The sequence below is a fragment of the Variovorax paradoxus EPS genome, assembly GCF_000184745.1.
GTDB classification, from domain to species: Bacteria; Pseudomonadota; Gammaproteobacteria; order Burkholderiales; family Burkholderiaceae_C; genus Variovorax; species Variovorax paradoxus_C.
In genome coordinates this window covers 1,641,434-1,655,846 of sequence record NC_014931.1, presented here as the reverse complement: position 1 = coordinate 1,655,846, position 14,413 = coordinate 1,641,434, and the positions used below count along the sequence as shown (strand labels likewise).

10 protein-coding genes are annotated in these 14,413 nt (G+C 66.8%); 6 read left to right on the top strand and 4 right to left on the bottom strand.

Features of this window, described 5'->3' with window-relative positions; translation table 11 throughout:
* Window positions 1-104 precede the first annotated feature (104 nt).
* A protein-coding gene (locus tag VARPA_RS07455) for an IS3 family transposase (protein WP_086011057.1) occupies window positions 105-1,348 on the top strand; the annotation gives its coding sequence in 2 pieces (ribosomal slippage) (window positions 105-402 and window positions 402-1,348; 1,245 coding nt in all).
* 27 nt (window positions 1,349-1,375) lie between these two features.
* On the opposite strand, the gene VARPA_RS07450 is transcribed toward VARPA_RS07455, so the two are convergent.
* The 3 genes from VARPA_RS07450 to VARPA_RS07440 form a co-directional block, all read right to left on the bottom strand.
* Window positions 1,376-1,942 carry a contractile injection system protein, VgrG/Pvc8 family gene (locus VARPA_RS07450; RefSeq protein WP_167330537.1) on the bottom strand — a complete coding sequence of 189 codons (567 nt, stop codon included), beginning with the start codon at window positions 1,940-1,942 and terminating at the stop codon, window positions 1,376-1,378.
* A gap of 190 nt (window positions 1,943-2,132) precedes the next feature.
* Window positions 2,133-3,443 (bottom strand): DUF4013 domain-containing protein, encoded by a 1,311-nt coding sequence (locus tag VARPA_RS07445; RefSeq protein WP_013539946.1) that lies wholly within the window; start codon window positions 3,441-3,443, stop codon window positions 2,133-2,135.
* Between the two features lie 13 nt (window positions 3,444-3,456).
* Complete coding sequence (locus tag VARPA_RS07440; RefSeq protein ID WP_013539945.1) at window positions 3,457-3,996, bottom strand: hypothetical protein; 540 nt, start codon at window positions 3,994-3,996, stop codon at window positions 3,457-3,459.
* 166 nt (window positions 3,997-4,162) lie between these two features.
* On the opposite strand from VARPA_RS07440, the gene VARPA_RS07435 reads away from it, so the two are divergent.
* Genes VARPA_RS07435 through VARPA_RS07425 form a run of 3 tightly spaced genes read left to right on the top strand, consistent with a single transcriptional unit; the run spans window position 4,163 to window position 6,309 of the window.
* A complete protein-coding gene (locus VARPA_RS07435) occupies window positions 4,163-4,738 on the top strand; it encodes an RNA polymerase sigma factor (protein ID WP_234974970.1) in 576 nt (191 codons plus the stop codon).
* 7 nt (window positions 4,739-4,745) lie between these two features.
* Window positions 4,746-5,513: an anti-sigma factor domain-containing protein gene (locus VARPA_RS07430; RefSeq protein ID WP_013539943.1), complete on the top strand. Its 768-nt coding sequence runs from the start codon at window positions 4,746-4,748 to the stop codon at window positions 5,511-5,513.
* Window positions 5,514-5,544: 31 nt separating this feature from the next.
* Entirely contained in the window at window positions 5,545-6,309 is a 765-nt protein-coding gene (locus tag VARPA_RS07425; protein ID WP_013539942.1) for an SGNH/GDSL hydrolase family protein, read from the top strand.
* Window positions 6,310-6,316: 7 nt separating this feature from the next.
* Here the strand turns inward: VARPA_RS07425 and opgC are convergent, their stop codons facing one another.
* On the bottom strand, window positions 6,317-7,459 hold the full coding sequence (opgC, locus tag VARPA_RS07420) for an OpgC domain-containing protein (RefSeq protein WP_013539941.1): 1,143 nt from the start codon (window positions 7,457-7,459) through the stop codon (window positions 6,317-6,319).
* 182 nt (window positions 7,460-7,641) lie between these two features.
* Between opgC and VARPA_RS07415 the strand changes: the two genes are divergently transcribed.
* Complete coding sequence (locus VARPA_RS07415) at window positions 7,642-13,668, top strand: alpha-2-macroglobulin family protein (protein WP_013539940.1); 6,027 nt, start codon at window positions 7,642-7,644, stop codon at window positions 13,666-13,668.
* 97 nt (window positions 13,669-13,765) lie between these two features.
* Window positions 13,766-14,410: a hypothetical protein gene (locus VARPA_RS07410; RefSeq protein ID WP_013539939.1), complete on the top strand. Its 645-nt coding sequence runs from the start codon at window positions 13,766-13,768 to the stop codon at window positions 14,408-14,410.
* Window positions 14,411-14,413: the final 3 nt, after the last annotated feature.

Below are 14,413 nucleotides of genomic sequence, written 5' to 3'. Positions count from 1 at the left end.
CTGAGCTGGCCCCTTGAATGACAGGACACGGTCTATCGCTTATCTTTAAAGATAGGAGTAGGACTGTGAGTACGACTAGAAATACGGATACCGTCGAAGTGATCATGAGGGACCAGCGCCGCAGGCGCTGGTCCCTTGCAGAGAAGGCCGCGCTGGTTCGTCGAAGCTACGAACCTGGCATGAGCGTGTCGCTCGTCGCACGTCAGGAAGGCGTTGCCGCCAGCCTGCTGTTCCAGTGGCGCAAGCTGGAGCGGCAAGGGGCGCTGACGGCTGTATCGGCGGGCGAGGCTGTGGTGCCGGCTTCGGAACTGGCAGCCGCTCGTGCCGAGATCGCCAAGCTACAGCGCGTGCTTGGCAAGAAGACGCTGGAGAACGAGATCCTCAAGGAAGCTGTGGAGTACGCCGCGGAAAAAAAATGGATTGCGCGCTCGCCCTTGCTGGACGGGGACGGCCAGTGAAGGCCGTCTGCCAGGCCCTTGGGTTGGCGCGCTCGAACATTCATCGCTTGCAAGCTCGCTCCGAGTCCTGGATCGACGCCCGGACACGACGCACGGCGCCTGCAAGCGACGTGGCCTTGCTCGACGAGATCAAGGCCCAGATCACCGAGTTGCCGACCTATGGCTACCGGCGTGCCTGCGCGTTGGTGAACCGGCATCGAGCCACCACCGGTGCGACGCGAGTGAACGCCAAGCGCATCTACCGCGTGATGGCGGCTCATGCATTGCTGCTACCGAAGGCGCCGAGACGGCGCCAGTCCAGCCGGCCCCATGAGGGCAAGGTGGCCGTCGCGCACAGCGACATGCGCTGGTGCTCGGACGGCTTCGAGATCAAGTGTGATTCGGGGCAGACCGTGACCGCGACCTTCACCAAGGACTGCTGCGACCGTGAGATCCTGGCCTATCGGGCATGGGAGGGCAAAGGGCTGCCGGGCGAGCCGGTGCGCGAAATGCTCATCGAGGCCGTGGAGAAGCGCTTCGGCGGCGTCGAGGGTGTTCCCAGTACCCACGTCTTGGAGTTCCTCTCGGACAACGGGGGCGCCTACATCGCTGCCGAGACCCGGCAGATCGCTCGACAACTGGGCCTGAGCCCAGTCAACACGCCCGTGTGCAGCCCCCAGAGCAACGGCATCGCCGAGAGCTTCGTGAACACGTTCAAGCGCGACTACGTCAGCCGCATGGACCTTGCCGATGCGAGAACGGTGATGGCGCAGATGGCCGCAGCCTTCGAGCACTTCAATGAGGTGCATCCGCACTCGGCATTGAAGATGAAATCACCCAGGGAGTTCAGGCAGCATCGCGCTGCCAACCAGCGTCTTGCTCAGATCGAGCAGACGCTACATTGCGAATAGCCCGTGTCCTGAAATACGGGGGCAAGATCAGAACTCCTGCATCAGCCGCGTGATGAACTCGAAGTCGGTCTCGCCGTACTGGACCTGGAACACCCGCTGGGGATAGCGATGGGTGACACGCTTTTCAGTGAGGAAGTTGTAGTCCGCAAGGACCTCCTCGATGATCTCCAGCGGCGTCTTGTTCTGGAATATCTTGTAGTCGCTGGTACGTGTAGCCAGCACCAGCCACGGCCGCAGAGTGATTTCGTAGATGCCTCGGCGGTTCTCGTGTTGCACGAACCGGGCGCTGGTCACCAGGCCGTTGATCTCCCGCGTACCGGCGCCCATGCGGACCGCAAAGCCCTTGCCGTCCAGTTCGATGCAGATGCCGAACTCCTTGCCGATCAGTTGCTTGACCGGAACATTGGCTGTCACGTACTCGGTAAGTGCTGGGCTATCTGGTGTTTGCAGGCGGACGGTGTATTCGAAGAGTTCACCCAGCGCCTCGCGACCGTCGAGTGATTTGAATTCCAACGCAGGGCTGCCCAGCAAACTGGGCATGGCGGCACTGCCAACCGAGATGGTCCGAGAAACGGCAAAGATGGATGAGGGCACGCACAGACCTTGACGAGTGATCGTTCAAAAAGTCTGAGGCTTGGATGTCCAGCACCTTTGCAAACAATGGTCGCCCGACCTCCGTCAGCGGACAAACCCAGAAAGAGTGCGAAGTAGTTTGCAGAGTTTGTTGTGCGGTGACTTCGTCAACGCATCGCTACAGTCGCCGTGAAGTGGAATTTGGAGTTTTTTAGCTGGCTTCCGGCGCCGGCCGCAACAGCCAGCGCACTTCCTGCGTCTGCTCGCTGTTCGGATAGCGCGACTCCATCGTGGTGAGGATGGGCTGCGCCATATCGGCGCGCCCCAGGCCCTGCACCAGCGCGCGGGCCGCGAGTTCATAGGCCTGCGGGATCGCCTCGTTGCCCCGGAAGCGCCGATCGAAGCCCGACAGCAGCGCCAGCGTGGCGTGCGCATCGCCGTTGCGCCATTCGGCACGCGCCATCGCGATCACCATGACGGCGTCGTCGAGCGAGAACGCCTTGTCCTTCTCGCGGCAGGCCTTGAAGACCTTGAGCGCTTCGGACGACAGGTCGCGCCGCATCAGCAGCGGAATGAAGCGCCTGGCCTGGTCGAGCAACGTGCTCTGCTTGTCCGGCATCATCGACAGCACCCGGTAATAGCGGCGCTGCGCGGCCAGGTCGTCGATGGGGGCGGTGCGCTGCGCCTCGTAGGCGGTGCCCAGCGCGGCGGCCAGGTCGCCTTCGGTGATGAACTGCGCCACCTCGGCATCGATGCGCTGCGCGGCGATCTGCGCGGGCGTGCGGCGATCCACCGGCATGCCCTCGCCCACACCGCCGCCGGACACCACGTCGATGCCGAAGGCGTCGTGGTGCTGGTACATCACGTAGCCGAGCAGGCTCGCCATGACCCAGCCGAAGTAGATGAACGCGAAGTTGACGATCGGCAGGATGATCCGCCCGTCGAACATCGGCACCACCATCGAAATGGCGATCTGCGCGCCCGTGCTCAGCATGAACAGGAACAGGCACAGCAGCGCATAGGGCCAGCCGACGGTGCGGATCGCATCCCACACATGCCCCGGGTTCATCGCCTGGAAGAAACTGCCCGACTGCACCAGCACCAGCACCGCGGCCGGGAAGCTGAACGACATGACGAACAGCGCGACGGTGCCCAGCACCGGCTCGTACCAGGCGAGCCACGCGATCAGGACGCCCTGCACCAGCGAGATGGCGAAGAGCTTCCACGGGAGATACGTCCACTCGTCGCTCGACTCGCGCCCGAACTCGGACGACTGCCAGATGCCGCGTGCGCCCAGCGCAGTGATCTTGAAGCCGTAGCGGCTGGCGGCCAGCATGATGCCGATCTCGATGACGATGAATGCCAGCGCATCGGGCAGGAAGAAGATCGCCTCGAACAGCAGGCTGCAGAACGACAGCACGATGCCGTAGGCCAGCGGCCGCAACTGGAGCGGAAAGGCGAAGAAGCTGTTGAGGCGGTGCCAGAACGGCGGCGGGGGTGGCAGCGAATCCTGGACGATCATGGCCAACCCTTGTTTATTTACGGAAGAACTCGCTCTGGCTCATGGCGCCGCGCCCACCGACGCGCACCACCGTGGCCTCTTCGGCATGCACCAGGCGCACCTGGCCCAACTCGCGCTCCAGGCGCTGGGTGAAGCTGGTCTTGAACTGCAGGAGCGACTCGCCCATCTTCAGCACGCTGGTGCCCTGCACGGAGGCGCTCTTGCGGTCGGGCGCGAGCTCGACCTTGTCGATCTGGTAGTCGTACTCGATGGCAAGGATGCTGCCGACCTGGTCGCTGATGCCACGCAGCTTCTCGAAGGTCCGGTGCTGGGCCTCGCAGGCCTCGTCGCGGTTGTGCGTGGTCTCCACCGTCTTGCCCATCATCGTGGTCTTGCTCTCGATGACGGCCTTGCGGCTGAGCTGCTTGCACAGCTTGTCGGCGTCGTTGGCGGAAATCGCGCGCGCTTCCTTGTGGTAATAGTCGCGCACCATCGGCTCGTCGAGCTTGCGGCCGCCGATAAAGAAGTACCACGCGCCCACGCAGAGCACGATGACGATCGCAATTTGCTTCATTCCACCTCCCGCGCTTGGCGGCCCGCTCCGATTTTGCGGGGCAGTATACGTTAACGAATGTTTCCAAAACCGGGGTTGGCCGAGGTTCTGGCGGTCTGTTGTTTGAATCCGGCGACCCGGTGCGGCCGTACCTTGTCCATGCCCACCGATGCCCGACAATCCGCCGATGACAGCACCCAGCCCCGACGCCGAACTGATGGCGCTGATCGATCGGATCGGCCATCGCGACGAAGCCGCCCTGCGCCAGCTCTACGACCGCACCGCACCCAAGCTCATGGGCTTGGCGATGCGCGTGGTCCGGCAACGCGAATGGGCCGAGGATGTGTTGCAGGAGGCGTTTCTGACGGTCTGGCGCGTGGCCGGCGACTACCGCGCCTCGCTGAGCCCACCGCTCGCCTGGCTCGGCCTCATCGTGCGAAGCCGTGCGCTCGACCTCCTGCGCCGCCGTACCGCCGACCGCGCGCAGCTCACGCAGGAATTCGACGAGCTGATGGCCGACACGCTCGAATCCGATGCGCCCAACCCCGCCGACACGGCCGATGCGAGCGAACAGGCCTGGGCCCTGCACCAGTGCCTGAGTCAGCTCGAGAGCAAGCAGCGCGAAGTGGTCAGCCTCGCCTACCTGCGCGAAATGAGCCACGGCGAACTGGCCGAGCAGCTCAAGCTGCCGCTGGGCACGGTCAAGACCTGGATCCGGCGCGGCCTCGAGAAACTGCGCACCTGCATGGGACGCTTCGCGTGACATTCGTATGAAACTCACCGCCCACCCCGAACTGCTCGAACTGCTGGCCGCGAGCCACGCGCTCGGCACCTTGCGCGGCGGCGCGCGGCGCCGCTTCGAAGCCCTGGCGCGCGAACAGGCCCCGGTGCGCGCCGCGGCGCTTGTCTGGCAGAGCCGGCTCGCGAGCATGACCGAGCTGCAGAGCCCGATCGTTCCCGACGCCGCCGTCTGGACCCGCATCCGCAACATCATCGACGCCGAGAAGGCGCAGCACGCCATCGAGCGGCAGCGCGACGATGCCAATGCCCGGGCGGCCACCGCCAAGCCCCAGCCGCAAGGCGGGTGGCTGCGCAGCCTGGCGCTCTGGCGCGGCGCCACGGCGGCCGGCGCGCTTGCGACCGTGCTGGCCGTGGTGGTCGGGCTGAACCTGCGCGACCAACTGGTCAACGCGCCGGCCGTGCAATACGTGGCCGTGCTGTCCGACGACCAGGCTGCCGCTTCGATGCTGGTGACCTTCGATCCGAAGAAGAAGCAGCTTGTACTCCAGCGCGTGGGCACCTACAGCGAGGGCACCGACAAGTCGCTGCAGCTCTGGGCCTTGCCGCCCGGCGGCGCGCCGCGCTCGCTGGGCGTGCTCGACAACGCGCCGGCCCTGCGGCTGGCTGCGTCAGAATCCGATGTGCACCAGGTGCCGACCCTGGCCGTTACCCTGGAAGCCAAGGGCGGCGTGCCGCCGGGCAGCGGTCCGAAGGGCCCCGTCGTGTTCAAGGGCGCCCTGATCGAAAAAACAATCTGATTTGCTTTCTTCCGTCTTTCCGATGCCTTCGATGAAATCCGCGCTGGCCGCGGCCGCGCTGCTGATGGCGGCGCTCGCCTCCCACGCGCAAACGGCGTCTGCCGCCTTCCCCTACGAGGCGGACGGCGCCACCGCCGCCGACGCCACCTCCGACTACCTGGCCGCCAAGGCGCGCTGGCACAACGAGCTCGCGGCCTTCGCGCGCGCCGACCAGGAGCGCCTGCCGCCCCCCGGCGGCGTGGTGTTCGTGGGCAGTTCCACCGTCCGCATGTGGACCCGCCTTGCGCAGGACTTTGCTCGCGTGCCCGGCGGCGTCGTCAACCGCGGCTTCGGCGGTTCGACGCTGGCCGACTGCAGCCTGTTCGCTCGCGAGCTGGTGGTGCGCTACAAGCCCCGGCAGGTGGTGGTGTACGCCGGCGACAACGACCTGGCCGAGGGCCGCACGCCGCTGCAGGTGCTCGACAGCTTCGCGCGCTTTGCCAACACGGTGCGCGCCGAGTTGCCCGACGCCCGCATCAGCTTCATCTCGGTCAAACCCAGCCCGTCGCGCGAGCAGCTGATGCCGCAGATCCGCGAGACCAACCACGTGATCTCGGCGTATCTCAACCTGCTGCCCAACAGCGAATTCATCGACATCTACACGCCGATGCTCGGCGCTGATGGCCGGCCACGGATGGAGTTATTCCGCGGGGACAGGCTGCACATGACGGATGAAGGCTACCGGCTGTGGCATTCGGTGATCGCGTCGCATCTGCCGGGTGCGAACCCGCCCCCCGCGCCCGCCAGCCTGCCCTGAACCTGTTTCAGGCCTTCGCCGGCGCGGTCGGCACATCGTCCGCCGGCGGCGGCACATCAGCGGCGCGCGTGAACCGCGCCACGAAATACATCCCCGCGAACACCGCCAGCAGCAAGAGGCCGTCGCCCCACCACGGCCGCGCGGTCTGGCTGTCGCCGTAGAAGGCCAGCACCAGCAGCACCGCCACGAGGTGCGCGCAGAACACGGGCAGCGATGCCGAACCCATCGCTTCCAGCCAATGCAGCCGCGGAATGCGGCGCATCAGCCAGGGCCCGAAGCGCACCGCCAGGATGCCCAGCGCCACGAGGTTCACCAGGCGCAGCGGGCCGAGCTGCCACTTGTCGAACAGCAGGTTCAGTTCGACATCGCCGCCGAATGGCGCCTGGCCGTTGATGCCGGTGTGGCGCCAGTAGACCCCGTAGAGCGCGATGCCCGCCGCCAGCACCAGCAGCCACCACGGAAAGCGCAGCGGCCGCGCCTCGGGCCCGTTGCGGGTGGCGCCGATGCACAGGCCCGCGAACCAGAGGAACTGCCAGGCGTAGGTGTTGAAGGCGCCCATCTCGTGGAACGGCACCGGGATGTGCAGGTAGTGCACCGCCAGGCCGTAGATCCACTCGCTGACGCCGAACTGCGCCGCCGCCCAGACGACGACGCTGGCCACCATCACCAGCGTCCAGCCGTGGCGCATGGCGAAGGCCAGCACCCAGGGGCTCATGAGCATGAAGAAGATGTACATCGGCAGGATGTCGAGCAGCGCCGGCTCGTAGATGAGCAGCAGGCCGAAGAAGAAGCCGTCGCGCGGCTCCGCCAAGTAGTACGACACCAGGTTCTTCACCGCCGGCTGGTCGATGTGCAACCCGAGCGCCGCGATCACGGTGAACAGGAACAAGAGGATCGCCGCCTGGCACAGGTAGACCTTGACCACGCGCCGCCAGAAAGCGACGCGCATCGATTCGACCCCGCGCACATAGCCGATGCGGCTGTAGACCAGCCCCGCCACGAAGGCCGACAGCAAGACGAAGCCTTCCGCGGCCGAGACGAAGCCGAAGGGCTGTCCCAGCGGGTCGGTCAGGCGGGTGGGCAGGTGGGTGACGGTCATCAGCACGAGCATCAGCCCGCGCAAGGCGTCTATTTCCCAGTAGCGTTTCATCGGTCGGCGGCGAGGTCTTGGTGGCGGTCTGCGCGGCGCACGCACGACGGGGTGGATTGTAAGAAGACTGGCGTCATCCTCGCCTGACGGGGGTCGTGGACACGAACGACATATGACCGTTGGCACTGACGTTTTGAAGCACAAATCGGCTACGCTGCGCGCTGCCCCAAGGAGGAGATTCCGTGACCCGTTTCGTTCCCTCATTGCTCCTGGCCGCGAGCACGCTGCTGGCCGCCCCGAGCTTTGCCCTTCAGATCACCAGCCTGACCCCGCAGGGCGAGGTGGCGCGCGTGCGCCAGATCGTCGCCAAGTTCGACCAGGCTGCCGTCAATTTCGGCGACCCCAAGGCGCCCGCACCGCTCTCGGTGAGCTGCTCCGATGCGCAGGCCGGCAAGGGCACCGGCCGCTGGACCGACGCCAAGGCCTGGGTCTACGACTTCGAGAACGACCTGCCGCCCGGCGTGCGCTGCACCGTCACCCGCATTCCCACCTTCAAGCCCAGCGCGGGCGGCGAGCTCACCGGTCCGGAGCGCTACCAATTCAATAGCGGCGGCCCGTTCGTGCGCAGTTACATGCCGGGCACCTACTCCCCCATCGACGAGCAGCAGATGTTCGTGCTCGAGCTCAACGGCGCGGCCACCCTGGAGAGCGTGCGCCAGAACGTCTGGTGCTCGGCCGACGGCGTGGGCGAGCGCATTCCGGTCAAGCTGCTCGACGGCGAGCAGCGCACCGGCGTGCTCAAGGCCTTCAGCCGCGACAAGGCGGCCGAGAAGGAGCCGCTGCGCTTCATCACGATGCAGTGCAACCGCACGCTGACGCCGGGCACCAAGGTGCAGGTCGTCTACGGCAAGGGCGTCGCCACACCCTCGGGCGTTGCCAACAACGTCGAGCGCCGGCTCGACTACCGGGTGCGCGAGCCCTTCGCCGTGTCCTTCACCTGCGAGCGCGAGAACGCGCAGTCGGCGTGCCTGCCGCTGCGGCCGATGCAGTTGCAGTTCAACGCGCCGGTCACGCGCAAGCTGGCTTCGCAGATCGAGCTCAAGGGCGACGGCAAGACGATCAAGGCCAAGCTGGACAACGATGGCGGCACGCAGAGCGACGACGACGTGGTCAACAACGTGAGCTTCGGCCCGCCGCTGGCCGAGAGCATGCAGTACAGCATCGAGCTGCCCTCCAAGTTCGAAGACGCCTCGGGCCGCCCGCTGGCCACGCCCGGCACCTTTCCGCTGAAAGTGGCGACCGGCGCGATGCCGCCGCTGGCCAAGTTCGCCGCCTCGCCTTTCGGCGTGATCGAGCGGCTCGCCGAGCCCGACACCCCGGCCATGATGCCGGTCACCGTGCGCCGCGTGGAGCCGCAACTGCTGGTGAACGCGCTCACGCCCGGCAAGGTGAGCGACATGAACCCGAAGACCGACGCGGAAATCATCGCGTGGTTCCGCAAGGTGCGCCGCTACGACAGCTACACCGTTTCGCGCGAGCAGGCGCGCAAGGACGTCAAGGGCGCGCTGCCCCCCGTGATCGACAAGGACGACCGCACCAGCCTGCAGACCCGCATGCTGTCGCTGCTGGCCGGCCAGCCGGGCGTGAAGGCGCTGGACATGCCCAAGTCGGACGCCGGCGACCCGCGTCCGTTCGAAGTCATCGGCATTCCGCTGACGCCGGGCTTCCACGTGCTTGAGATCGCCTCGCAGAAGCTGGGCGAAGCCCTGCTCGACGAGCGCTATCCCGCCGGCCGCACGATGTACGTGCGCACCACCGCGCTGGCCACCAACCTGGCGGTGCACTTCAAGCTGGGCCGCGAGAACTCGATGGCCTGGGTCACCACGCTGGACAAAGGCAAGGTCGTCGCGGGCGCCGAGGTGCGCGTCTCCAGCTGCGACGGCAAGGCCGTGGCCACCGGCACCACCGACGCCAACGGCATCGTCACGCTGCAGGGCGTGTCGCCGCAGGCACCCAGCTGCAACGGCCCGAACGAATACGACAGCGGCGCCTGGTTCGTGAGCGCCCGCGCGAAGGACGAGAAGGGCGTGGAAGACCTCGCCTTCACCTTCAGCGACTGGCAGCGCGGCATCGAGCCCTGGCGCTTCAACGTGCCCACCAACCTGCAACCCGAGCCCGACCGCATCGCCCACACCATCTTCGACCGCACGCTCTTGCGCGCCGGCGAAACGGTGTCGATGAAGAGCCTGATCCGCACGCAGACCAGCAAGGGCTTCGGCCTGCCGGAAAACCGGCCCGACACGCTCGTCATCACCCACACGGGCAGCGGCCAGCGCTTTACCCAGCCGCTCGCCTGGCGCAAGACCGCCACCGGCGGCCTGAGCGCGGAGAACAGCTTTGCCATTCCACCGGCCGCCAAGCTCGGCGTGTACGAGGTGATGCTGCGCAGCGGGGGCGGCAAGGACGCCAACGGCGACAGTGAAGAAGGCGAAGGCGACGAAGGCGGCGGCAGCCGCAGCTTCAGCACCGGCATGTTCCGCGTCGAGGAGTTCCGCCTGCCCGTGCTCGAAGGCCGAATCTCGCCCACCGAGAAAAAACCGCTGGTGGCCGCGACGAGCGTGCCGACCGACGTTCAGATCAACTACGTGGCCGGCGGCGGCGCGGCCAACCTGCCGGTGCGCGTGTCGGCGATGGTGCGCGGCAAGAGCCTGAGCTTTTCCGACTACGACGCCTTCAGTTTCAACCCGCCGCGCGCCGACCAGGGCGACGGCACGCAGGCAGCCGCCGCAGCCGACACCGCAGGCGCCGACGAAGACATCAACAGCGCGAGCGACACCCGCGTCATCGCCGACAAGCTGCCACTCACCCTGAACAAGGATGGCGCCGGCAAGGTCACGATCGACAAGGTGCCGAAGGTGAAGTCCGCGCGCGAGCTGCTGCTCGAAGCCACCTACGCCGACCCGAACGGCGAGGTGCAGACGATCCGCAGCACGCAGACGCTGTGGCCCGCTTCGGTCATCGCCGGCATCAAGACCGAGGGCTGGGTCTCCACCAGCCAGAAACTCAAGTTCCAGGCGCTGGCGCTCGACCTCACGGGCAAGCCCCAGGCCGGCGTGACGCTCAACGTGCGCGCCGTGGCACGTATCACTACCACCAGCCGCAAGCGCATGGTGGGCGGCTTCTACACCTACGACAACAAGACCGAGACCAAGGACATCGGCACCGTCTGCAGCGGCAAGAGCGATGCGCGCGGCCTGCTGCTGTGCGAATCGGAATTGAAGGAAGCCGGCGAAGTCGAACTCATCGCCAGCGCAACCGACGGCGACGGCCGCGACGCCAAGGCCGTGAGCTCCGTCTACGTGACCAAGCAGGGCGAACTCTGGTTCGGCGGCGAGGACAACGATCGCATCGACGTGCTGCCCGAGAAGAAGAGCTACCAGCCCGGCGAGGTCGCCAAGTTCCAGGTGCGCAGCCCCTTCCGCTTCGCGACCGCGCTGGTCTCGGTGGAACGCGAAGGCATCATCGAAACCCACGTCGTGCAGCTCGACGGCAAGGACCCGACGGTCACCCTGCAGGTCAAGCCCGAATGGGGGCCGAACGCTTACATCAGCGTGCTCGCGCTGCGCGGCCGTTTGCGCGAAGTGCCGTGGTACAGCTTCTTCACCTGGGGCTTCAAGGCGCCGCGCGAGTGGTGGACGGCCTTCTGGTACGAGGGCAAGGAATACGTCGCGCCGACCGCGATGGTCGACCTGAGCAAGCCCGCCTATCGCCTGGGCATGGCCGAGATCCGCGTCGGCACGCGCGCTCACCAGCTGGACGTGACCGTCACCAGCGACAAGCCCAGCTACCCGATCCGCAGCAAGGCGCAGATCACCATCACCGCCAAGCTGCCCGACGGCAAGCCCGCAGCCGGCGCCGAAGTGGCGCTGGCCGCGGTCGACCAGGCCCTGCTGGAGCTGATGCCCAACGACAGCTGGAACCTGCTGAACGCGATGCTGCAGCGCCGCAGTTGGGGCGTGAGCACCTCCACCGCGCAGATGGAAATCGTCGGCCGGCGCCACTACGGGCGCAAGGCCGTGCCCGCGGGCGGCGGCGGCGGCAAGGGCCAGACGCGCGAACTGCTCGACACCCTGCTCGTGTGGAACCCGAAGGTGGTGCTCGACGCCAACGGCCAGGCCGTGGTGACGGTGCCGCTGAACGATGCGCTCACCACCTTCAAGATCGTGGCCGTGGCCGATTCGGGCACGAGCCTCTTCGGCACCGGCCAGGCGAGCATCCAGGCCACGCAGGACCTGCAGATCATCAGCGGCCTGCCGCCGCTGGTGCGCGAGGACGATCAGTTCCGCGCCCAGATCACGCTGCGCAACACCACGCAAAAGCCGATGAAGGTCGAGGCCACGCCGCGCGCCACGCTGCTCACGCTGGAGACGCAGACCGTGGACATTCCGGCCGGCGAAGCGCGTGAAGTCGCATGGACCGTGACCGCGCCCGCGCAGCTCGCGCAGACGCGCGCCGAAGCCATCCTGTGGGAAATCGAGGCGAAGGACACGCTCGGCGGCGCACGCGATGCGCTCAAGGTGCGCCAGCGCATCGTGCCCTCGGTGCCGCTCACGGTGCAGCAGGCCACGCTGGTGCAGATCGACGGCCCGTTCACGCTCGACGTGGCACCGCCCGCCGACGCCCTCCCGGGCCGCGGCGGCCTGAAGCTGTCTCTGCAGCCCAAGCTCGCCGAAGGCCTGCCGGGCGTGCGCGACTGGTTCGCGAACTACCCCTTCATCTGCCTCGAACAGAAGACCAGCAAGTCGGTGGGCCTGCGCGACGCGAAGATGTGGCAGGGCGTGCTGGCGACGCTGCCGACGTACCTGGACGGCGACGGCCTCGCCAACTACTTCCCGCCACGCGACGGCGAAGCCAACCGCGGCAGCGACATCCTCACCTCGTACCTGCTCGCAGCGACGAACGAGGCCGCGCAGCTGAACCCCGCCTTCGCGCTCGCCGACGACGTGCGCGCGCCGATGGAATCGGGCCTGATCGCCTTTGTCGAAGGCCGCATCACGCGCGAGTTCTGGAGCCCGCGCAAGGACCTGGACGTGCGCAAGCTCGCCGCGCTCGAAGCACTCTCGCGCTACGGCAAGGCGAAGGGCAGCATGCTGGGCAGCATCACGATCGCGCCGAACCAGTGGCCCACCAGCGCGGTGATCGACTGGCTCAATATCCTGAAGCGCGTGAACGACGTGCCGCAGCGCCAGCAACGCCTGGACGAAGCCAACAACGTGCTGAAGGCGCGCCTGTCGTATCAAGGCACCAAGCTCATCTTCAGCACCGAGCAGGACGACTACTGGTGGTGGCTCATGACCAACGGCGACGTGAACACCGCGCGCCTGCTGCTCAGCGTGATGGACGATCCGAGCTGGAAGGACGACATCGGCAAGCTCGCCAACGGCTTCATCGGCCGCCAGCAGAACGGCGCCTGGCACACCACCACCGCCAACCTGTGGGGCGGGCTCGCGCTGGAGAAATTCAGCAAGGTGTTCGAGAGCACGCCGGTGGCCGGCGTCACGGCCGCCACGCTCGGCGCGGTGAAGGCCCAGGTCAACTGGAGCCAGGTCGAACGCGTGAAGACCAGCGACGCGGCCGGTGCACCGAACCAGACCACCTTCTTCGGCGCGCCCGCATCGCCGGGCAACCTGAAGAACAACACGATGTTCCTGCCGTGGGCCGCATCGCCTTCCGGTGCGCCCGTGCGCGACACGCTGCTGGTGACGCAGCAAGGCACCGGCAAGCCGTGGCTCACGCTGCAGTCCATTGCCGCCGTGCAGCTGAAGGCGCCGTTCGCCGCCGGCTACGCGATCAAGAAGACCATCACGCCGGTCGAGCAGGCCACCGCGGGCAAGTACACCCGCGGCGACGTGCTGCGCGTCACGCTGGAAGTGAACGCCAGTGCCGACATGACCTGGGTGGTGATCAGCGACCCGATCCCGGGTGGCGCGACCATCCTGGGCGGCGGCCTCGGCCGTGACTCGCAGATCGCCACGCAGGGCGAGAAGAAGTCCGGCGCCGGCTGGGCCGCTTTCGAAGAACGCAGCTTCGAGGCCTTCCGCAGCTACTACGAGTACCTGCCCAAGGGCGTGGTGAAGATGGAATACACCGTGCGCCTGAACAACGTCGGCGACTTCGCGCTGCCGCCGAGCCGAGTCGAAGCGATGTATGCGCCCGAGATGTTCGGCGAGGCGCCGAATGCGCGCGTGAAGGTGGAGGCGGCGAAGTAACGAAGCAACCCACGGTGAAGGCCGGCCGTCATGCCGCCTTCACCGGCTGTCGCCACCATCGCATCGCAGCGAACCCACCCACAACCTGGAGAACCCCATGGGCCTGGCCATTGCCGTCGGCATCCTCGCCGACCTGATCGAAAACGATCCCGAGAGCGCCGAGCATTTCGATGAAGACTTCGCGGTCGTGAACCGCAAGCTCGCCGAGGCGGGCCTGCCGCCGCACGTGGAGCCCCGCATGCTGCCGCCGCTCGATTCGCGCGCACCCATCGACGGCCTGCCCTACTCGTTCATCCACTACCTGCGCCGCGCCTACGCGCACCGCGTGACGACGCCCGGATGGATGGCGACGCCGCTGCCCGAAGACACCGACCCCACGGAAGACGAGACGCTCGAAGACGTGGCGAGCACCTTCGAGAGCCACCTGCTGTGCCACTCCGACGCGGAAGGCTTCTATGTGCCGGTCGACTTCGAGGAAGTGATCTTTGCCGATGAAGACGAGACCGACCTGCCCGGCGGCATGCTCGGCTCCTCGTACCGTTTGCTCGAGGAACTGGTGCTGGTCGCGCCTGCGCTGGGCATCGCGCTCACGGACGGGCAACTGTCGGACGAGGAAGCCGAACGGATCAGCGACAGCATGGGCGAAGACGAAGGCCTCTACCGGGAAATCGAATCGTGGCTGCTGCTGTATGAGTCGGCCCGGTTGAGCATTGCGCACAAGACGGCGATTGTTTTCACCTGATCG